We start from the raw sequence: 19,915 nt of genomic DNA, 5'->3' as shown, positions 1-19,915 counted from the left end.
GGCATCACGATGCACCTTGTTGGAGTTGTTGAGCGACAATTAATCTGGGCGGACGACCACCATATCGACTGCCGGCGCCTTTTTCGAGTCTGACGTTGCCCGGCGGTTCGTACAGGTATCGATGGTTGGTGGCGTATCGATGGCGCTTGAGAATGCCCTTTCGCCCGAGTTGGTGAACGGTCGAGGCGCACACGCCGAGCTGTTGGGCTACTTCCTCGCCGGTCAGCATTCCGCTCTCCCGCAGCCGTTCGTACCGGTTCTTCAATCCATAGGTGCGGCGCACGAGTATGACCTTCTTCAGGGTGAAGGGTTCGCCGCGCCAGTTGCGATGCCCGAGTTCATTGAGGCGGGCGGCGATCTGCTGGTCGTTGGCGGTCTCCAGCAGCTCATTCATCAACGCCACGACCTGTGCCGGCGTCTTGCGTATCACTGAAATGGGCCGCGGTCTGGTCACCGATAGGCTCTGCGTGCGCCCGCCGCGCCAGCGGATATGGATGTTGACCTGCTCGTCGACGAGCAGCGTCACATCTTCGATGAGAAGGCCGAGCATGCGCTTGCGTTCGACGGCACCGGTGCGCTCGTCGTTCCAGATGCGCGGGAAATCGGCGGCCAGCGCCCTGATGCGCTCCTGCGCTGGCTCGTCCAGCAGCGAGCGGTCGGCCTCGTTCCGGCGCTCGTGCTCGCGCTGGAGCGCGTCGAGGTCGCGCAGCCGTGCGTTCCAGTCGGCTTCCAGCGCGTCGGCGTCCAGGCGGTTGTCCGGATCGACCTTCAGGTAGCGCCGGCGGGCCAGTTCAGCCTCGTAGCGGGCGCGTTGCAGCTGCGTGCCGCGCAGGGCCGCGGCCTGCTCCACGCGCTGGGTGATCTCCCGCTGCACGGCAAGCGCGACGTCGATCGCTGCCGGCGCCATCGCCTCCAGCAGGAGCGCACTCACCGCGTCGTCGACCGGTGCGCCGCGCACCCATTGGCAATGTTTGCCGGCGTGCCGCACGACGGCTTCGTTGCAGACATAATACGGGCGCAGCCGCCCTTCGAATGGCTCGTAATGGACGCGCATACGTGCACCGCAGCGACCGCACAGCAGCCGTCCCTGCAACAGACCGCTGCCCTGGCGAGGCATGCGTCCACGCAGGCCGGGTGAAAAGCCGGTGGCGTTCTGTTCCAGGGTGGTCTGATTGCGCTCGTACTCGGCCCAGGAAATGTAGCCCTCGTGGGCTTCTGGTATCAGAACCTGCCAATCGGATCTCGCCACGCGCAGCTGCACGGACCTGAGCTTGGCATTGTAGGCTTTGCGCGTGCGCCCATAGGCGAACGCGCCGGCATATCGCGCGGGTTGTGCAGAATCTGGAGCACGCGGGAATGGTCGATCTCGCTCCACAGAATCGACCTTGCCGATGCCGCGGCGGATACGCCGGGGAAAGAGGATCTTCTCGCCGCGCAGGCGGCGCACGACGGCGCAGGCCGAGCCGGTCTGGCGGAAGGTATCGAACAGGAGCCGCACCGTGTCCTGGATCTGTCGGTCGGGATCGAGCACGACCCGCGCGTCAGGGGTGTAGACCAGTCCGATCGGCAACGGCATCTCGAGCTCGCCGCGGCGCGCCTTGTTGAGAATGCCGCCTTGCAGCCGCGACTTCAAAATGTGCAGCTCGGCCTCGCTCATCGTGCCCTTCAGCCCGAGCAGCATGCGATCGTTGAAATAGGCCGGATCGTAGACGCCGTCCTCGTCCATGATGAGCGTGCGCGACAGGGCGGCCAGCTCAAGGAGACGGTGCCAGTCGGCATTGTTGCGTGCCAGGCGCGACACTTCCAGCCCCAGCACGATCCCTGCCTGCCCCATCGCCACTTCACTCACCAGGTGCTGGAAGCCGTCGCGGTCCTGCGACTGCGCGCCGGAGAGGCCGAGGTCGCTATCGATGACGTGGACACGTTCGATCGGCCAGCCCAGCGCCACTGCGCGATCGCGCAAAGCGTATTGCCGCTTGGTGCTCTCGGTGTTCTCGAACACCTGACGAAGAGAGGACTGACGCACGTAGAGGAATGCATCACGCCGCAGATGGTCGGCGCCAACCTTCATGGCGATGTCAGTAGACATGATTGCCTCGCGTCTCTGCTGCCAGCACCATGTTGGCGAGCATGTGCACGAGCTGGCGATCGTGCACGGCCGCCGAAGCCGTGGGCGGCGGTTCGGGCCGCCGATGCACCGACGGGGAAGGCTGAGGGGCCGCGATCAGCACCGCCAGTCCTTGCCAAAAGCCATGAAAAACGATGGCGCCCATGTCCTTGACGCAGGCCTGACCGCACAGGACGGCGGCGCGCAGCGTCTCGTAGAAATCCTTGCAGCCGTGCGGCAGCATCGGGGTGCGCGCATGGGGTTCACCGTTTTTTTTTACGGGCGATCGCGCGTTCGATGCTGCGGGGATGGACGCTCATACCGAGTGTCGAATGCAGCAGCTGCGCCAGGGATCGCGCCTGCAGCGGCAGCGCGATGGAACGGAGATCTGGGTCGACGAAACTGGCGCCGGCGGGCTTCGTCGTCGAGCATGCGGAGATCGACACGGATCGCGTATTTCTTGACGTGCGCGCTACGGCGCTTTCGGCAACGTACCCGTGCTGCGGGACCAGGTCACTCCGGACCCAGAGCCGATATCAGCGACAAGCCGCCGATTTGCCGATCGCCGGTCGGCGGGTTTTCCTGCGGGTAACGGCTCGCCGTTTCTGGTGCGACGCCGTTCTTTGCCGCCGCCGCATTTTTGCCGAGCGGTTTGGCGCCGATATTCTGGCTCCGTTATCGCGAAGGGACCGGACGTCTTGAGACGATCGTTCATCACTTGGGGCTCGCGCTTGGCGGCAGGCCGGCTGCGGCCTTTGCCGATCGCCTCATGATGCCGGTGAGCAAGGATACCCTGTTGCGTGTCGTGCGCCGCAGGACTGAACAGCGACCTGATGAGCTCGCTATCATCGGCATTGACGACTTTGCATTCCGGCGCGGTCAGCGATACGGGACGATTGTCTGCGATCTCGAACGCCGCAGGCCGGTGACATTGCTGCCTGATCGCGAGCAGGCGACATCGCAGGCATGGCTCATGGGCCATGCGTCCCATCACGACGGTCGCGCGTGACCGAGGTGGTGGATATGGCGAGGCGATCGCCAAGGCGTTGCCGCATGCCGATCAGGTGGCCGACCGCTGGCACCTGATGGAAAACGCCAGCCGAGCCTTTTCTCGACGCGGTTAGCAAATCCATGCGGCAGATCCGAAAGGCCGTCGGCAGCACCATCATAGATCCGAGGCTTCTCACCTATGCCGAACGACTACAGTATGAGGGATATCAGCGCCGGCAGGAAACCAACGAGGCCATTCTGGAATTGTCGAAGCAGGGCATTCCGATCAAGCAGATCGTCAAGCGGACCGGGCATAGCCGCAAGCTCGTCCGTAGCGTCCTGCGCGGCCAGCGCTGCGATGTGTTCCGCGTCCGAAAAGCTCGCTCGAGGAATGGCTCCCCTGGCTGGACAGCCGTTGGGGGCAAGGCGCTTGCAATGCATCGGCGCTCTGGCGCGAAATGCGTAAGAAAGGCTTTCATGGCCAGATCGGCGTCGCCTCTGAATGGGCGCGGCGCCGACGCCTTGCTGAAAGGGCCGATCAAAGCGCACTTGCCCGCACGCCGTCGGCACGAAGCATCCCCAGGCTCATGACGCTGGCGCGTGACGACCTGTCCAAATCGGACGCCGTGCTGGTCGCGGCAATCGAGAGCAATGTTCCTGACCTCGTCACCGCGCGAACGCTGATCGACGACTTTGAGCAGATGATCCGATCAAAGGCGATCGCAAAACTGGACGCTTGGCTCGAGGGCGCGAAGGCAAGCCTCGTCGGCTCCTTTGCAAACGGGATCCAAAAGGACATCGCCGCAGTCTGCAACGCCATTATCTCTCCGTGGTCGAATGGCCATGCCGAAGGCCAGACCACCAAGCTCAAACTCATCAAGCCCCAAATGTACGGCCGCGCCAAGATTGATCTGCTCCAGGCGCGCCTCGTCGGTGCAACTTAGGCTGTGGCCGCAGCGAGAGTGCGTCAGAGCCCCGATTCCACGGTCATTCCCCCAAAATTTGTTTCCTTGGATTAAACTCTCCACCAGTCTGCTCCAATCCGCCAGCCTCATGGAGGTGACGTTGACGTCAGTCTCAAATCTCACCTTTCGGAGATGGAAGTCGAGCAGTTCATGTAGTTAGGCCATTTTTTTGCATGGAGAACAGTCTAATGAGCGCCCACGTCCGGGTAAGTGCCGGTTCCGAGAAGGACAGAATTGAGATCGCTTGCTAGCGGGATTACGGCCCCGGAACCAAGCGTCAGTTTCGACCACTAGCGGCGCATCTCGGTGGATGTCGAACAAGGTGGCCAATAGGACTGCTCCTTCAGACGGGTCACATGCTTGCAATTGCGCAGACGGCGCACCGGTGGCCAACCGCCCTACACGACTATCTATGAAAGGTGTGGAAGTACTAACTATATTTCATAATATATTTTGTATATGTCCTCTGGTATTCATCGGCATCAGAACCTGCGGTTGGATACAAAGGTGCTCGGCATATCGAGGCCTTACGGATACGTTGGGAAGATGTGCGAATAGACGGCATGACCAAGCTCGCCCGTGATTCCCTGTATCGCAACCGTCGCTTTCGCGCCGAAGTGATTGGCCATGCGCGCTGGCGCGATCTCAGTACGCTGAACCTGCGCATATCGAGGAAATGACTGACACCTGCGGGATCATCGTTTCCCACAATACCATCCGAAATTGGGCAGAGTAATTCGATCGCCAGCTTGCCAGGTTTCTCGCCTGAAGCCTTCTCGCTGTTCCGCAGCTCCCTCACAGTATAGGTACGGGCCGTTCCGCGCCGGCGAAGGACCGCGCTCGCTTGGTGCACCGGTCTTCACGTCACCAGCGCCGGGTGGATCCGGAAGTAATCTTACTCTTTCGCCAGCATATGCCAGGTGAGGATCGCAAACTTGCGGGCACGGCGACCGAGACGACACGCCGAGGCGATTGCCCGGCATGGTCCAAGGAATGGCGAACAGGATTCCACCTCGGGGAAGCGGAATTGACGCGTCGTGCAACCGCGTTCGGTGCTGTCCGATGTCCGACGATGTCGGATACGCCACGTAGCAGACCCGATCTGTCGCTTGATTTGAAACGGTTTTCTCATTTGGCACAGTGCATGTGGGGTCATCCGGAAAACGTCACAGACTGAGGAGAAATCATCCCTTGATCATCTCACCGCAGAATACCGACACCGCGGGTCTCCCGGTCGCAGAACGATCAAAGATCACGGTGCTCGAAGGAGGCTTGGCAGCATGAAGACGGTTGCTTGCGTCCTCCGCTCCGGCGGCGAATACGCGCCGCGCCATGTTGTCCGTCTGTTGGACCAGGTGACCGAGCATTTGCCCGGCGCCAAGTTCCGTTGCTTCTCCGACGTCGACTTGCAGGGCATCGACGTAATACCGCTCCGGCACGAATGGCCGGGCTGGTGGGCGAAGATGGAGCTGTTCCGCCCCGAGTTGCAAGGCGACTGGCTGTTTTTCGATCTGGACACTTCGATTATCGGCAGTCTCGCTGATATGGCGGCCGTCGAGGGTCCGGTGATCATGCGCGACGTTGTCCAGCCGTGGCGGTTGCAAAGCAGCATCATGGCGATCCCGCAATCGATCAAGGCGGCGGTGTGGGGGGCGTTCACAGCCTCACCCGCAGACCACATGCGGCGGTTCGCTTTCGACGGCGATCAGGCGTTTCTTGAGAGCTGTCGGCGAGTCGATTGGCGCCTGTGGCAAGACATCTGCCTCGGTCAACTGTGTTCGTACAAGGCGGACGTTCAGCGCCTCGGCCGCGTCCCGGCCGGCGTTCGCGCGGTGGTTTTCCACGGCAAGCCACGACCATGGGAGGTTGGTTGGTGAAACCATTCGAGGAACGCGGCAACGCGATCATTCGACGCCTCCCACCTGAGGCAAAAGTGGCAGGAGTCGGCGTGCTATCAGAATATCTCCTCCGGCGGCGTAGCGATATCATGCTTTACATGGTCGATGGCTGGCGGCCGGCGCATCAGCAGCCGGAGCACCACCGCGCGACCGGAGACCTTCACGCCACGCACAACATTGAGCGCGTCCTTGCGCCAGGCTGAAAACCACGCATGGCACTGCCCCGGCCGCGCCGTGATCATTCCGATGACCTGCTCGAACCGGCTTCAGAATTTCCCTACGCTGCGCTCGATCACGTTTTCTCGATGCGGATCCCAGTTACAAGGGCGTCATGGCGGACTTGCAAACGTGGCTCCCTGAGGTGAGGCTGAGCGGTTGGATCGGCGGACATGATCCCCGATCCGAAGTTCCGGTTCGAGGTCACCCGCGCGGTCGATGAGTGGGCGGCGGCAACAGGCCGGATCATTGAGACCGATGCAAATTTCACGTGGTTCGCAACGGTCTAATGCCAGCACGCAACGTGCCAGCCGGCTGTATGAGCACGTCGCCTTCGATGAGTGCCAGCACGTTAGCGGCGGCTAGGGGAACGTTCGCCCAGCCCCTCCATGGTCTCCTCACATGGACCGGCTGCGACGAGATGGATGAAGTCACCTGCGACGGCTCGACGAGGGCTCAATCGAGATATCTTCGCCTATCAACGGCGACGAGGCCGTCCTCAAAGCCAGGCGGCACCGGGCACTGCAAACATCGTTCGCTAAGGGTGCGGAAGGTGCCGTCGAGAGTGGTTGGAATTGGGAGTTGGCGTAGTCTCCGGGGTGTTCGACCACGAATCATCCGGCTTAGAGCGCCGACAGGAGACTACGCCATGACAAGGACTACCATGAATGCGGAAGCCGTTCATCCTGAGGATGAGGCGACGAGCTATTTTTTCGACAACTAGTTTGATCCGATCGAAGTTGGCCTGCGCGAGCGGGTGCGTGCTTCATCGAGACGATGCTCGAGACCGAGCTGGACGCGGTGCTTGCCCGTCGCCGTTATGGCCGGTAGCCGGCGGCGCGCAGTGATGAGACCACCGGTGTCGCCGGCCACCGCCACGGGCGCCGGACGCGCACGCTGACAGGGACCTTCGGCACCACCGAGATCACGGTTCCGCGGGCCCGCCTTGATGCCGGCGAGGACAAGACGGCGGAATGGAAGAGCAAGGCCCTGCGCGCCTACCAGCGGGCGCACGATGGCCGCCGACGCGCTGATCGCGTCGAGCTACCTGGACGGCACGAACACGCGACGCGTGCGGCGCGCGCTCGCCGCGCTGTTCGGCGGCGCGATTGGCAAGGACGTCGTCAGCCGCACCTGGCGCAAGGTAAAGCCGGACTGGGACGCCTGGAATGCCCGCTCGCTTGCCGACGAGCCGATCGTGCGCCTGGTCCCCGACGGCACGGTGGTTCGTGTCAGGTTCGACCGCAAGACGACCTCGATCTCGCTGCTCGTGGTCATCGGCGTGCGCGAGGACGGACAGAAGATCCTGCTTTCCGTCAAGAACATGGGCGGCGAGACGGCCGAGGCCTGGCGGGCCATTCTCGACGATCTTGTCGGGCGCGGCCTGCGCCGACCTGAGTTTCTCATCGTCGACGGCGCGCCCGGACTGGACAGGGCGATCGCGGCCCTGTGGGATGGCGTGCCGGTTCAAAGATGCACGGTTCACAAGCATACGTATCTGCTCGCCCACGCTCCCGAGCGCCTGCACGAGGAGATCAGCGCCGATTACACCGACATGATCTACACGGCTACGCCGGAGGAGATCGAGATCCGCCGCAAGGCGTTCCTGCGCAAATGGCGGCTCAAGTGCCGCGCGGTTGCCAATAGCCTGGAGGAGGCCGGCGAGCCTCTCTTCGCCTTCACCCGGCTGCCGCCGAGCCAATGGAAAAGCGCCAGAACAACCAACGCGATTGAGCGTCTGCATGAGGAGTTCAAGCGACGCATCAAGACCCAGGCCGTGTTGCCTTCGGCCGAAACCGCGGCCATGCTGTTCTGGGCGCTGATGGCATCCGGCCAGATCTCGATGCGAAAAATCAACGGCTGGCAGACACTTCCATACGATTCGGCACACGACAGCCGTCCACCTCCTGCGTGCCGGCGTCGATATCAACACGATCCGCGCTTGGCTCGGCCATGTGTCGTTGGACACCACGCACATCTACGCCGAGGTTGATCTGGAAATGAAGGCCAAGGCGTTGGCCAAGGTTGATATCAGCGGCTTGAAAGAGCCTCCACGGCAGCGATCTCTGCCGTCATTAATGGCATTCCTGAAAGCCCTGTAGCGAACTACCATCGCCGTTCTTCTTATGTGGCGGCTTGGGCCAAGGAAATCACCGAGATCCTTGGCTCATCCCACGGAGACGCAACATAAATTTGGCCGCAAGATAACGACTGTAGCCATAACCGTCGGGATGCGACCCGCGATACTCCTCCCACAGGATGAGCAAGGTGACACCGGACTTCTTGAGCTCGACCGCAAGATCGGCCCAGTTTTGTTCTGTGCGTCTTCTCGTGCCCTGTTTGACGCCGTTGCGAGTGAAGAGCTTGTGCTCAAGCGCATCGTCGGTCAGCCGCCTGGCAAGGGCCAGCTCAATCCGATTGCCGCTGCGCGCTGCAAATTATCCTGCACCGTACTGCGCGCTATTCCCAACACAACGGCAATCTCGCGGGAGCTCGTCCCGCTCCGGCAAGCCGCAGCATTTGTCGTAACTGTCTCATGGTCAGCCTTCTCTTTGCCGGCATCAAAATCTCCCGGTTCATCGCGTGGCATTTGATGCCAAAGTTGCTGACCCAGGAGGTAATCTTCGGTGCCGAAAACTGGCCGACTTTTGACTGGAATGGCGGCCGGCTTCACGTCGGAATCCGCAGCTTATGTCATACATCCATCGAGCGTCGGTTTCCCGCGAACATCTGCGCGCCAAGACCGATCGCCTCGATACCGAACTGCTGATGCGCTGCGGGGCGAGAAGCGCCACTGCAGCATGGCAGCCATCCCAAGCGTCAATGAGGTGGATGCCCGAACCGGAACGAGACAACTCGTCCGCGAACGTACACTGATCGTCAACCGCATCAAGGCAATCCTCGCTCGCTTCGGCATTCGCGCCTTCAAACCCAATCTGCGCAAGGCTGCCGAGAAACTGGAGGCTCTGCATACGGCGGAAGGTATGCCCCTGCCGGAACGAAGCCGAGCCGAGTTGCGCCGTAATCTCGAACGGCTTCACCTGTTGCGTGGACAAATCCACGAGATGGAACAGGAGCGGTTGCGGCAGCTCTCGGTGGTTCTGGACACGGAGAAGGGTCCGCTCGCAATGGTTCGCCTTCTTTCGCGAATCATCGGTGTCGGTGTCGAGACTGCGGACATGCTGGTGAATGAGATTCTCTCACGCGGCCTGCGTGATCGGAGAGCCGTCGCTCGCTATGCCGGACTTACCCGGGGCGCCGGATGAGAGCGGCCAACGCAGGCGCGAGAAAGGTCTTGCGCGGGCCGGCAATGCTCGCGTCCGTTATGGCATGATCCTGTTGGCTTGGCGGTTCTCCCATACCGAAAGGACAGCGCGTTGGCGCACTGGTTTTGCGCGAGGACGGCCGATGGCCGTGGCGGTACGCGCAAGACGATGATCGTGGCTTTGGCGCGCAAGCTACTGATTGCATTCTGGCGACTTGTCAGGACCGGCGAGATCCCGACGGGAGTAGCCCTGCGTCCGGTATAAAGCATGGAGGAGCGTTCGACAGGACAAGCATTGAAGTTTGGCAGCTGCAATGGCGTCTGCCGATACGATCCGAGGTGGGTGGTGATCCCGGTCACTCACATGGCTTGCGATGCGCGCTGTAGAATGGGCTCACCGCCCGGAGCTTCGCCGCCGATGCGTATGGCTGCATCACGGTTTTCGATCCGGGAGGATCAACCGCATACAAGCTTGCAGCGCGTTTACAGCGCCTGATGGTTGATGGGGGACTGTCAGGAATTCTGTGCGCGAGGCCGTTTTCGTCACGAACCTTTCGCCGAAGACGACGGCGAATTGTGTCCTTGCCTCGAACCATTCGCGCGGCGGTCGTTTCCATTCCTCGGCCGCATGGTTCAAAACAAGATATAGCAGCTTCATGGCCGCATCGTCATTGGGAAAGTGGCCTCGGGTGCGAACGGCGCGGCGCAGCTTCGAGTTCAGCGCCTCGATGGCGTTGGTAACCGGTATGATCATGATGGTGCCATCCGATCCCCCGCTGGAGATGATCGATTTTTGGCGTATGGTGCGACCATCCGGGACAGGGGCACCGGGAGCACGCCAAGTGCGGGCAGGCCGATCAATTCGATGAGCTGCGAGCTCGCGTTAGTAGCTGGCCGCCCCTGCGACCTGCCCGGTTGCGCCGAGAGCGCGGATCCGTAGGTGTCGCGTCGCCCGCCGGCTCCCGACTGTTTGAGGAGGGAGCCGATGAGACGCGTGATTGGAATGGACATCCACCGCACCTTTGCGGAGGTGGTGGTTTGGGAAGATGGCCGGCTGCGCCATCACGGACGGGTCGAAATGACCCGGACGGGACTGGAAGCGTTCGCCGCAGTTTGCGACGGACGGATGAGGTTGTCGTCGAAGCTACGGGCAACGCCATGGCGGTGGTGCGGGTGCTTTCGCCTTTCGTCGACCGGGTGATTGTCGCCAACCCGATGCAGGTGAAGGCGATCGCCCATGCCAGGATCAAGACCGACAAGATCGACGCCGGGGTTCTGGCGCAGCTTCACGCCAGCGCGGTTTTCTGCCGGAGGTCTGGGTTCCCGATGAGTGGACTGAGCGGCTTCGCCGCCTCGTCGCGCGGCGCAACCAGGTCGTGCGCCGTCGCACGCGCGTGAAGAACGAGGTGCATGGCATCCTGCAGGCGCACCTCGTGCCGAAGTGCCCGCATGCCGATCTGTTCAACCGTGGGGGTCGCGCCTGGCTCGAGCGGCAGGTGCTTCCCGACGACGAGCGGGCCGCTATCGCTCGCCACATCCGCGAGATCGATCGCCTGGCCGAGGATCTGGCTGACCTCGATCGCGACATCGCCCGGGAAGCGGTTGATGATGTGCAAGTCCGGCGGCTTCAGACGATCACCGGCGTCAATGCCATCGTCGCGAGCGGTATCATCGCCGCCGTCGGCGACATCCGGCGGTTCCGCGAGCCGCAGAAGCGGGTGAGCTACTTCGGCCTCAATCCGCGGGTGCGTCAATCCGGTCTTGGCTTGGCGCAATATGGCCGGATCAGCAAACATGGGCGTTCCCATGCCCGCGCCATGCTGGTCGAGGCCGCCTGGGCGGCGGCGAAGGCGCCCGGACCGCTCAGGGCCTTCTTCCTGCGCATCCGCAACAAGCGCGGCCATCAGGTCGCCGCCGTGGCGGTCGCCCGCAAGCTCGCGGTGTTGATCTGGCATCTGCTGACAAAGGAGCAGGACTACTTCTGGGCTCGCCCGGCGCTGGTGGCGGCTAAGCAGAGGCAGCTCGCTCTCAAGGCTGGCGCGCCGGGCGAGCGCCCGCCCATGCTCTGTTAGCCCAAATCGATCGGTGAATTCCTCCGAAATCCTTTCAGATTTTCGGCCATTTAAAGATCGCTTCATTTTTAGTCAGCTTTGTTAAGCAATGTGAACCGATTGGCAATTATTGGGTTAAGCTTCGTATGACATGCTAACGATCCAACGCATGCTCGACAGCATCGCCGAGACGATCAGCAACTTCCGAGACAAGCTCGCGCGTCACGATAAGCGAGGGAGCAATAACAACGTGATCCCCTGAGCGGCCATCAATTGTTCCACCGCCAGCCTGAACTATCAGTCCCCGCTCCATGGCTGCATCGCGTATGCGGGCACTCGCGTTGAACGCGGGATCAAACGCTGCTTTCGTTGAGCGATCGGCGACGATTTCAATGCTTTGCAGCAGTCCGCGACCCCGAATGTCCCCCACATAGGGATTATTGCCAAATTTGCCCGCCAGTGCTTGGCACAGTTCGTCACCCATGATGCGAGCATTATTAACGAGACCGTCTCTCTCCACAATTTGCTGAACTTTCAAAGCGGCCGCGCAAGCTACAGCATGGCCAGAGTACGTGAAGCCTCCACGAAACGCTCCTGATCCATTCCGGATTGCATCGTGGATCTTATCTGTTGTCAGCACGGCGCCAATCGGCACAAAGCCGGCACCTAATCCCTTCGCAAGGGCAAGAATGTCCGGGGTTATGCCTTCGGCGGCGCATGCGTGCAAGTCGCCCGTTCGCCCAAGCCCGCATAGGACCTCATCACAGATCAGGACGATGCCATACTTGTCACAGATCTCGCGGATCCGCTTGAAATAACCCTTTGCCGGAGGCACCGCGCCGGAGGCACTTCCTCCCACGGTCTCGACAACGAAAGCTAAGACTGAGCCCTCCGGCTCCCGCTTGACCGCCGCTTCGAACTCATCGGCAACACGTAGCCCATACTCTTCGTCGGTTTCATCACTCCTACGCTCTCGGTAAGCATAGCATGTCGGAACATGCAGCACGTCAGGGGCGATATCCATGAACGGCGTTCGGCGCGCTATGTTGTGCCCAACCGCGAGTCCCTGCAGCGTAGCGCCGTGATAGCTGTTTCGCCTGGCAATGATACGCCGTCTTTTCATCTGCCCGGTCTCGACGGCGTATTGCCTTGCGAGCAAAATCGCAGTCTCGACAGCTTCCGACCCCCCAGAGACGAAGAATGCCCTAGTCAGCCCGGCTGGCGCGCGAGTGACGAGATGCTCGGCAAGGTCTTCCATCACATGGCTCGAGAAGACGCCAGCATGAAAGTAGGGGATTTTGTTTAGCTGCGTGTTTATGGCCTCGGTCACTTCGGGGTGCCCGTGGCCAAGCGCCGATACCACGACACCACCGGAGCTCACATCGAGGTAAGTTTTTCCGTCCTCGTCGACTAAATGCAACCCCTGTCCGGAAGCGACGAGAGGAAGCTTTTTATTGAGAGAACGATGGAATACATGTGTCATTAAGGTCACTCCGTAGTCCGATTGAAAATCGCGATGAACACCTACTTTAGATGCGCAAGCTTTTACGATATTGTACACAGAATTGTGTCTGGATCGATCCTCACTTCGGCGGCAAACTCTCGTCGTCAATTCTCCTCTGCGGTTCATAGAAGCTTGTCGCCTCAAACGAAGTGAAGATCAATGTTGCCTGTGATACTCCTGTGCGATTTGCAGCCTACGACCGCGGCAAGCGCAGCCACTGGCCTGAACAATGATGCGAAACCCTGCCGCCGGCTCGCAGGCTCGGGAAAGAGCGGTCTTGACGGGCGGCAACTGCATTGTCGGTGGAGGCAATCATGGGGCGATTTCTCCTCAGTGCGTGACGCATTTGCGGATGAGGGTGCATAGACCATGCCAAAGGAGAAACTTCTTTGAAAACAGCATGACGTCTCTAACACTGCGATGTCGGATATACGGCATCGTCGGATATTGGACAGTGCGCAACACGGTTGTAGGGACGTGGATTCGGCTTTCTCTGCAGAGCAACCCAGTCCGCATTCGTGAGAAATCAGCAGGGTGATAGTGTCCTGAAGGTTCTGCAAAAAGCTCTGGAGAGAGAACAGCCCTTGCCCTGAGGCGAGGGGCGGCCATGGCACGCTGGTGACGTTGCGATCACCGATTCCCGGTGGAAGGGTAAGTGCCATGACCAAGCGAGACGTTAGACTGAGCAGAGGCGAGTTGAAAGCGTTGCTGTTGTCGGATGAGGACAGCTTTCGCAGCGTTTTGCAGACTGTGGTGCATGAGACTTTGGAAGCCGAGATGACGGAGGCGATCGGGGCCGAGAAAGGCGAGCGGACGACGGAGCGGGTTGGTTACCGGTCCGGCTATTACGAACGCAAGCTTGTGACGCGGGTTGGCGTGCTGGAACTTCGCGTTCCGCAGGATCGGGCCGGCCGGTTCTCGACGGAGTTGTTTGAGCGTTATCAGCGCTCGGAGAAGGCACTGGTATCGGCGCTGGTCGAGATGTACGTGCAAGGCGTGTCGACGCGCAAGGTCAAGGCGATCACCGAGGAGCTGTGCGGCCATGCCTTCTCGGCCTCGACGGTGAGCGAGGCGACGGCGCGGCTGGATGAAGCGCTGAAGGCGTTCTTTGAGCAGCGGCTTGCCGAACCTTACCCGTACCTCATTCTGGATGCGCGCTACGAGCGGGCGCGCGAAGCCGACGTGATCGCCAGCCAGGCGGTGCTGGTGGCAATCGGGGTCGACTGGGAGGGCCGGCGCCAGGTGCTCGGTGTCGAACTGGCCAACCGTGAAAGCCATTCGAGCTGGCGCGAGTTCGTGGCAGGGCTCAAGCAGCGCGGGCTCGCCGGCATGGAGTTCGTCGTCTCCGACGACCATCCGGGGCTCAGGGCAGCGATCCGGGAAGTCCTGCCTGAGGCAGTCTGGCAGCGCTGTTACGTGCAATAGGAGGGGTCAAATCCTCACTTCGCTTGACAGCTGGCATGGTCGAGCGGGCTGCCAGCGGTTCCCTACGCTTCTTGGGGGGGCTCGTGACAACCTTCTTCGACGTCAGACTGTCGGACGTGTCGTGGCTGGCCGAGCTGCAGGCTGGGGAGGAATTCAATCGTGAGAGCCTGTCAACGACATGAATGGGGTCCGGCCCCTCGCGGACATTCGGCCTGCCATGGCAGCTTGCGATGGTGAGCCAACCCATTCCGATACACGTTTTCCGTGCTCGTCAATTCGCCAAGAGCGAGACGGTTGTGACCGAGGGGCTTGAAGCTGCCTTTGGAGGTTCGGCTTACTACCGCGATGAAGCGACCGAAGAGGCTTATCTAGCCGTTTGGGGAGCCCGAAACGGTTCGCGCTTCCGGAGGCAGCTGGGTGAGAGCGGGGCAACCCTGCAAACTGTCACCGGCGAACCGCCTTCCCGACTTGTCTGGTATAACAGCGGCCAGAAAGGACATCGTCCGTCCGTTAGCCAACCCTTTACGACATTGGCCCAATGTATATTGCAAACTGTTGGTTTTATTGGAACTGCCTCTAAGTTCCATAACATAGATTATGCGCCTTTTACAAGTAAAACGCTAGTATTTCTTAATAAATTTATGCGTTGACGGCTCATTCTGAAAGTCATTTTGTTCGTAATAGAACGACAATCACTTGCTGCAACAGTACTGCTTACTCTTCGACAGATCGATTCTGTCAACACCACCTCGCCGTCTGGTTAAGACTGGGCGGGAGACTATGAACTGTTCTGAACCGCCGGGGCCGGTGCCCCAGGTGAGACGCTATCGGCCTTCGCTCGCCTCCCCTCCCGGCGCACTCACTTGTGCGGCATGCAATAGACGCCCTCGGATTCCATAAGTACCGCGCCACCCTTCAACCCGCTCAGTGCGCCCACCCACGCTTGCGAAAAGTGCGGCTGGCATCCACGGCCGTCAGCCAAAGAACGCGATTGTCGGCCAATTCAACTTTAACTTCCTGCTGCAAAGGGCTCCCCTGCACGGTCTGTTGATAGTGACGTTTGATCCTGACATTGCTGGCCGGAAACTCAGCTTCGTTGCTGCCGTAGTTCAGCACAAATCCAGTGTGGTCCTCAGCCACCGAACAACTGCCATCGCGCTCGCACACGATTTTGGCTGCGGTCTTGCAGTCCCATTTCAGTGAAGCCGGCCACATAGGGTTGTCCACGTTTGATCGCGGCTTATCGCTCTGACCAGCCGCCGCGAACACTGCGCCTGTGTTCATAATCACAGTGGACAGGAGAAGCGCCTTGAACACTTCAAACCTCCCTGAATTGTCACCGTCATAGTACCTGGTCCTGGGTGATCGCCTGGCTCATGGCATGTTGAGATTAAACCAGCTTTTCTGGCGCACGCCGTTCGCGTCATCATACTCGATGACCCAGGGCTTTCCGCGCATCGGTCGAGGGATAGTGTAGTAGGTGGGGCCATTACCAAGGGAATGCCCTCGATCGTTTCCCGCGGTCTGGATTGTTGCCGCAACCACCTTACCGTCGATTTCGGTTGGACCGGACGTGATCCGTCTCTATGATGCCCGCCGAGGGCGTTGTTTTCGAAAACCACGGGCAGGGAGAGCCTATCGGCCGCGATGCGGCAGATGTTCCGTTCTTGACCTGAGCCCGGCCGATCGGATTCGGAGCTGCCAACTGCTTGCCAGCCAGACGGACAATCCTCATACTTCTCATTCTCGCCGCGCTGGAGTTGGCTTGCGGACAGGTCGGCCAATCAAAAACCCGGGGCTTCCATCGCCGCAATCAACTTGTAAATTCGCGGGTGGCACGAGGGGGTGCCTTGCCAGTCGCCGGAAAGACATTGAGAACCTGACAGCCCCATTCCGACGCTTTTGATTGGGATGGAAGAGCTGCGGCGCCCGCGATGGCGACGGCACCCCCTAGTAGGAATTTGAGTATGGTCATAGCCTTTTCCTCGCTGCAGATTTGACAGTTTACTACGGATGATCCGCGCGAAAAAGGACAGAGCGAAAAGGCAGGTTTGTGCGACTACATCGATTTATGAAACGAGACGACGCGGGCGTGGTCAACAACCCGTTGCGCGCCAACATTGCACTGACGCTTGAGCGGGAGAGAGCCACACGCGGCCTATCCCATATGCACATGGCCGAACTGTTTCGGACCGCCGAGGGCGAAAAACTGGCCTATCGAACCTACATTCAGACCGTACGTCAGAAAAATAATTTCACATTGACGACGCTGCAGATCATGGCAAACGGCTTGCAAGTGTCTTTTGCAGGACTGCTCGCCGGCCGTAAGAAAGTTCCGGAGTGGGCGCATCGGTTGGACGACAATGCAATCCGCAAGCGGCTGGCCCACATCATCGATATTGAGCGACAACGACGTACTTTGCATCGCTATGAGATGGCTGAGCTCATCGGCGTTGCGGAGGCGACATACATGAAACTCGAACGCGCGAGCGGCAACATCAGCGTCGACACGATTGCCGCGATCGCCAAGGCGTTGAAACTTGATCCAGCGACCTTCCTCTTTTCCGAAAAGACCCCGTCTGGCAGAGCCGACACCTAGCCGCCCCACGAGTGTCCCTAAGGGCCTATTATTCGCCCCAGCCGTCGCCGCCCATATGCCCCTGTCGGTCAGGCCTGGCCGCCGACTAGCGCTCCCCGCTGCGGCTATCGGGCCGCTGCTGTCATCGTCGGCTGTTAGCCTGTTGCAGCGCACTTTCGTGTCGTGACGCCTACCTGAGAATTGGCTGGTGAACTGACCGGCCAACGCCAAACTCATGCTCGCCGGGCCGACTTGTCAGCACACGACAGAAACCGTTTCAAGCTCAAACCGGCCAACAAAATGTAAGGCGGCATGGCAAGCGAATAGTGACCACAGTTCAATGCCAAAAGAGTTAGCTTGGCTCCGGCGTTCTCCAGCCTCTGCATGAACCTCGCCGAGAGCGCCGGCAACACCACTTTGTCTCTCTTGGCCAACACGACGTGAAGATCGAGATCAGGCCGTGCCAGACTATGTGTGTGGTTCTCTAAGTTAAGTGGGCCCCAGGCCCTTCTGAGATCGGTCAGCTCAATCTCAGGCTCAAGGCTATCGCGTATCGATCGTGTCGCGCGGCCCGTCCAGACCATGTCCGCTAGACTCCCCGCCGTCAGGAACAGCGAGGCTTTTGACACGGCCTGGTCGCGCGCAGCAATCAACCCCGCGACCCAGGACCCTAAGCTCATACCAAGAACCGAAATCTCTCCATAGCCTTCGCTTTTCAACCAACGTATGAGCTTTCGCCCATCCAACACTGCCTGCCTTACAGATTGGATCGTTCGACCGAGATTAGGGCTAAGCATATAGTCGGCGTGCACGGAGCCGGGACGGCTGCGTTCGAAGTGATAAGGCATAGCAATCTCGACAACCGTGACGCCACGCTGCGAGAAAAAGTTGGCAATCTGACGATTCCGGGCGCTTGCATTCCAATGGTGAAAAATCACCATCGCCTGATCGAACGAACCGCTTTCTGTGACTTTCGCCCAAACAACATTGTTCGGTTCGATATCAGTCGCAATGTCCGACGGAAATTTTAGCCAGCCATCTTTCCATTCAAAACGCTCATCGCTCTCACTCGGCTCATCGAAAAAGGCTGGATCAGCCACGGCCTGGTCGGCAAGGACACAAAACTCCTCGATGCTTGCAGTCTTCCCCGCGCCCGGAAAGGCGCGGTCCACGTCAAGGATGAAATCCGTTGTCTTCTTCCCTACCTCACCGCGTCGCGCACGCCGCTCATCCCAACGATCAAGCCAGCTATGATACACTGTGATTTTTTCCTAATTCGCTTGCTCGCCATCGCCCAAATCCGGGATCAAATAGGCCGTATGTCGCGAGCAGCACTCCAACGCCCAGCAGGATCGAAAAGCCATCAAATGCATCGATCAGCAAGTAGCCAGCAGCGAGTAACGCCACGACCGCCGACATCTTCCACAAAGGAACCTGAACCCGACTTCCGCCGCCTAAACGGATGGTCCCGTACACAAAAACAACACAGGTCGAAATAACGATAAGAAAGCTGCTGTAATGCGTCGGCATCCTATAGGCGATCCCGTCGCTCACGTCGTTGCCGCCATAGAAGGCTGACGACATATCGTCGACCAACCAAGCCACGATGTTTTCTCCACGCGATGTCAGGTAAGCACTCTGGAGCTTCATGACTATGGCGATCAGAACCCCCAAAACGGTACACCGAAAAAGTCCACGCATCACTCTGAGGCTGGCTTCGTTGTGCTCGTGTTGATAATCCACTTCCGGCCGATTACTCGCTGCTTCTCCAATTCTCCAAAGATCGTGGATCACCGTATAGAGCAAAATGAGACCTACGAAGAACAGATAAAAGCACAGGCACATGTATAGGTAAGCGAGTCCGGTGAATACGATTGCTTCTGGAACCGATATGACCTCAGGGCGCACAATCGCCAACGAGCCCCAATCCGTCGCATAGTTGCCACCACCTTTCATCAACGGGATCAATGACACGCCGATCCACTGAAAAAGACCGGCGAACAGCACACAAATCAAAAAAACAGCCCAATATGAATACGAAGAAGCTTCTACGCTGCGCGCCCAGGCATCGTCGCTTTCCATCTTATTGCGATTCCCCACAAGCTTTGGGCGGCCTTCATCTTTCCAAAAGGTCACTAGCTCGGTCACGAAGGCAAAAAACAGTGGCAAAAATGCCATGAAGACGAATGTCCAATTCGCTGTCCAAAGAAACCCAACCTGCTTGACGACGCCATCCGCCCGGCCATATGTCACGCTGTGAATCCCCATAATATATGACAAAAACCCAAGAGCGGTGACGCCCGCAAACACCGACGCCGGTAAATTCAGGGGAGATCCGTGAGTAAAAAACGCCTCCGATTTCCTCGCCAAACTAAAACGCCCCCTCGGCCCCTTGGCGTCGGTATCCCATTTTAGCTCTGCCCGAGACACTGTGTCGTCATCGAAGGTCGCAGCCAGTGCTGTATCTGGAATCTCCCGTGCAACGCTGCTTCCGGCTCTCTTCCATTCTCGTCGCTTGGTCGATAACCGCGATTGCGCCGCACTAAGCTCCATCTGCCATTCGCTGGTTGCCACCGGATCATCGCATCCAAAAACCCTCGCCAGCCAACGGATGTTGGCAGCGCTAATTCCCTTCTCGTTCTCTTGAAACCAAAGCTGCACTGTTCGTAGATCGACTCCAATCCGGTTGGAATCAATTTGTGAAATCGCTTCTGCAAGAAGCTCGGGCGTCCATGGGCCTGCAGGAAATCCATCTTTGCCCAATGGCCGACCCGCACCCGCAGCGGCCAATCGTTTGAATAATTCCTTGAAATCACTCCCGTCTCTCGGCGGCGGGAGAAATAACTTTCCGTTCTTGAACAACTACTTGCAGGCTCTGGTTTCGCTTCGTTTCGCTAGTCTTCGTATCTTATCGTG

At 59.6% G+C, this 19,915-nt stretch carries 16 protein-coding genes and 6 pseudogenes; 12 read left to right on the top strand and 10 right to left on the bottom strand.

The genetic code is table 11. From position 1 onward, the window contains the following. Nucleotides 1-4: 4 nt before the first annotated feature. Genes EN786_RS31135 through EN786_RS37930 form a run of 3 tightly spaced genes read right to left on the bottom strand, consistent with a single transcriptional unit; the run spans nt 5 to nt 2,553 of the window. The gene (locus tag EN786_RS31135; RefSeq protein ID WP_246688781.1) at nt 5-2,089 is read right to left on the bottom strand and encodes a recombinase family protein; all 2,085 of its coding nucleotides are present in this window, start codon (nt 2,087-2,089) and stop codon (nt 5-7) included. Next, nucleotides 2,079-2,351, bottom strand: a complete 273-nt coding sequence (locus EN786_RS31130) for a hypothetical protein (protein ID WP_135909368.1) — start codon at nt 2,349-2,351, stop codon at nt 2,079-2,081. Before EN786_RS31130 ends, EN786_RS31135 begins: the two co-directional genes overlap by 11 nt. A 19-nt stretch (nt 2,352-2,370) precedes the next feature. Continuing rightward, nucleotides 2,371-2,553 carry a hypothetical protein gene (locus EN786_RS37930; protein ID WP_189524329.1) on the bottom strand — a complete coding sequence of 61 codons (183 nt, stop codon included), beginning with the start codon at nt 2,551-2,553 and terminating at the stop codon, nt 2,371-2,373. On the opposite strand from EN786_RS37930, the gene EN786_RS39535 reads away from it, so the two are divergent. From EN786_RS39535 to EN786_RS31115, 4 genes and pseudogenes are all read left to right on the top strand, one after another. Then, nucleotides 2,483-2,809 (top strand): transposase family protein, encoded by a 327-nt coding sequence (locus tag EN786_RS39535; RefSeq protein ID WP_348642254.1) that lies wholly within the window; start codon nt 2,483-2,485, stop codon nt 2,807-2,809. The genes EN786_RS37930 and EN786_RS39535 overlap by 71 nt on opposite strands. Nucleotides 2,810-2,876: 67 nt before the next feature. Further along, nucleotides 2,877-3,278 (top strand): annotated as a pseudogene (locus EN786_RS39530) (transposase). Between the two features lie 277 nt (nt 3,279-3,555). Continuing rightward, the gene (locus EN786_RS39525; protein WP_292070640.1) at nt 3,556-4,041 is read left to right on the top strand and encodes a transposase; all 486 of its coding nucleotides are present in this window, start codon (nt 3,556-3,558) and stop codon (nt 4,039-4,041) included. Between the two features lie 1,301 nt (nt 4,042-5,342). Continuing rightward, nucleotides 5,343-5,939, top strand: a complete 597-nt coding sequence (locus tag EN786_RS31115) for a hypothetical protein (protein WP_135909365.1) — start codon at nt 5,343-5,345, stop codon at nt 5,937-5,939. A 77-nt stretch (nt 5,940-6,016) separates the two neighbouring features. Here EN786_RS31115 and EN786_RS31110 read toward each other — a convergent pair whose 3' ends face one another. Continuing rightward, nucleotides 6,017-6,202 carry a hypothetical protein gene (locus tag EN786_RS31110; RefSeq protein WP_135909363.1) on the bottom strand — a complete coding sequence of 62 codons (186 nt, stop codon included), beginning with the start codon at nt 6,200-6,202 and terminating at the stop codon, nt 6,017-6,019. A 638-nt stretch (nt 6,203-6,840) separates the two neighbouring features. On the opposite strand from EN786_RS31110, the pseudogene EN786_RS31105 reads away from it, so the two are divergent. From EN786_RS31105 to EN786_RS31090, 4 genes and pseudogenes are all read left to right on the top strand, one after another. Then, nucleotides 6,841-8,049 (top strand): annotated as a pseudogene (locus tag EN786_RS31105) (IS256 family transposase); the annotation flags it as partial. Between the two features lie 7 nt (nt 8,050-8,056). Further along, nucleotides 8,057-8,278: a tyrosine-type recombinase/integrase gene (locus EN786_RS31100; protein WP_135909360.1), complete on the top strand. Its 222-nt coding sequence runs from the start codon at nt 8,057-8,059 to the stop codon at nt 8,276-8,278. Nucleotides 8,279-8,338: 60 nt separating this feature from the next. Next, entirely contained in the window at nt 8,339-8,770 is a 432-nt protein-coding gene (locus EN786_RS37925; protein ID WP_189524325.1) for a hypothetical protein, read from the top strand. A gap of 207 nt (nt 8,771-8,977) precedes the next feature. Further along, complete coding sequence (locus tag EN786_RS31090) at nt 8,978-9,442, top strand: hypothetical protein (RefSeq protein WP_135909358.1); 465 nt, start codon at nt 8,978-8,980, stop codon at nt 9,440-9,442. A 546-nt stretch (nt 9,443-9,988) separates the two neighbouring features. Here the strand turns inward: EN786_RS31090 and EN786_RS31085 are convergent. Continuing rightward, nucleotides 9,989-10,180: pseudogene (locus tag EN786_RS31085) on the bottom strand (transposase); the annotation flags it as partial. Nucleotides 10,181-10,426: 246 nt separating this feature from the next. Here EN786_RS31085 and EN786_RS31080 point away from each other — a divergent pair. Further along, a pseudogene (locus EN786_RS31080) lies at nt 10,427-11,513 on the top strand (IS110 family transposase). Between the two features lie 133 nt (nt 11,514-11,646). Here EN786_RS31080 and EN786_RS31075 read toward each other — a convergent pair. Together EN786_RS31075 and EN786_RS38850 are read right to left on the bottom strand one after the other, a co-directional pair. After that, nucleotides 11,647-12,975 (bottom strand): aspartate aminotransferase family protein, encoded by a 1,329-nt coding sequence (locus EN786_RS31075; protein ID WP_135909356.1) that lies wholly within the window; start codon nt 12,973-12,975, stop codon nt 11,647-11,649. A gap of 228 nt (nt 12,976-13,203) precedes the next feature. Then, nucleotides 13,204-13,312, bottom strand: a pseudogene (locus EN786_RS38850) (iron-sulfur cluster assembly accessory protein); the annotation flags it as partial. 344 nt (nt 13,313-13,656) lie between these two features. Between EN786_RS38850 and EN786_RS31065 the strand changes: the two are divergent. Beyond that, nucleotides 13,657-14,415: pseudogene (locus tag EN786_RS31065) on the top strand (IS256 family transposase); the annotation flags it as partial. Nucleotides 14,416-14,651: 236 nt separating this feature from the next. Continuing rightward, the gene (locus tag EN786_RS38310) at nt 14,652-15,071 is read left to right on the top strand and encodes a hypothetical protein (RefSeq protein ID WP_135909352.1); all 420 of its coding nucleotides are present in this window, start codon (nt 14,652-14,654) and stop codon (nt 15,069-15,071) included. Between the two features lie 274 nt (nt 15,072-15,345). On the opposite strand, the gene EN786_RS31055 is transcribed toward EN786_RS38310, so the two are convergent. Next, on the bottom strand, nt 15,346-15,738 hold the full coding sequence (locus tag EN786_RS31055) for a hypothetical protein (RefSeq protein ID WP_246688780.1): 393 nt from the start codon (nt 15,736-15,738) through the stop codon (nt 15,346-15,348). 754 nt (nt 15,739-16,492) lie between these two features. Between EN786_RS31055 and EN786_RS31045 the strand changes: the two genes are divergently transcribed. After that, nucleotides 16,493-17,020, top strand: coding sequence for a helix-turn-helix transcriptional regulator (locus tag EN786_RS31045; RefSeq protein ID WP_135909350.1), 528 nt, complete (start codon nt 16,493-16,495; stop codon nt 17,018-17,020). Nucleotides 17,021-17,232: 212 nt separating this feature from the next. On the opposite strand, the gene EN786_RS31040 is transcribed toward EN786_RS31045, so the two are convergent. Further along, nucleotides 17,233-18,258, bottom strand: coding sequence for an alpha/beta hydrolase family protein (locus EN786_RS31040; RefSeq protein ID WP_135909348.1), 1,026 nt, complete (start codon nt 18,256-18,258; stop codon nt 17,233-17,235). Beyond that, nucleotides 18,248-19,861: a hypothetical protein gene (locus EN786_RS31035; RefSeq protein ID WP_135909346.1), complete on the bottom strand. Its 1,614-nt coding sequence runs from the start codon at nt 19,859-19,861 to the stop codon at nt 18,248-18,250. Before EN786_RS31035 ends, EN786_RS31040 begins: the two co-directional genes overlap by 11 nt. Nucleotides 19,862-19,915 lie beyond the last annotated feature (54 nt).

The sequence above is a fragment of the Mesorhizobium sp. M4B.F.Ca.ET.143.01.1.1 genome (assembly GCF_004792275.1).
GTDB classification, from domain to species: domain Bacteria; phylum Pseudomonadota; class Alphaproteobacteria; order Rhizobiales; family Rhizobiaceae; genus Mesorhizobium; species Mesorhizobium abyssinicae.
This window is presented reverse-complemented; position numbering and strand designations above follow the sequence as displayed.

What these genes read in the sequence shown, in the direction of transcription:
- EN786_RS31130 (WP_135909368.1), bottom strand. Translation starts at nt 2,351, where the DNA reads ATGCTGCCGCACGGCTGCAAGGATTTCTACGAGACGCTGCGCGCCGCC.
- EN786_RS38310 (WP_135909352.1), top strand. Translation starts at nt 14,652, where the DNA reads ATGGTGAGCCAACCCATTCCGATACACGTTTTCCGTGCTCGTCAATTC.
- EN786_RS39535 (WP_348642254.1), top strand. Translation starts at nt 2,483, where the DNA reads ATGGAACGGAGATCTGGGTCGACGAAACTGGCGCCGGCGGGCTTCGTC.
- EN786_RS31090 (WP_135909358.1), top strand. Translation starts at nt 8,978, where the DNA reads ATGGCAGCCATCCCAAGCGTCAATGAGGTGGATGCCCGAACCGGAACG.
- EN786_RS31045 (WP_135909350.1), top strand. Translation starts at nt 16,493, where the DNA reads ATGAAACGAGACGACGCGGGCGTGGTCAACAACCCGTTGCGCGCCAAC.
- EN786_RS31115 (WP_135909365.1), top strand. Translation starts at nt 5,343, where the DNA reads ATGAAGACGGTTGCTTGCGTCCTCCGCTCCGGCGGCGAATACGCGCCG.
- EN786_RS39525 (WP_292070640.1), top strand. Translation starts at nt 3,556, where the DNA reads ATGCGTAAGAAAGGCTTTCATGGCCAGATCGGCGTCGCCTCTGAATGG.
- EN786_RS31075 (WP_135909356.1), bottom strand. Translation starts at nt 12,975, where the DNA reads ATGACACATGTATTCCATCGTTCTCTCAATAAAAAGCTTCCTCTCGTC.
- EN786_RS31135 (WP_246688781.1), bottom strand. Translation starts at nt 2,089, where the DNA reads ATGTCTACTGACATCGCCATGAAGGTTGGCGCCGACCATCTGCGGCGT.
- EN786_RS31110 (WP_135909363.1), bottom strand. Translation starts at nt 6,202, where the DNA reads ATGATCACGGCGCGGCCGGGGCAGTGCCATGCGTGGTTTTCAGCCTGG.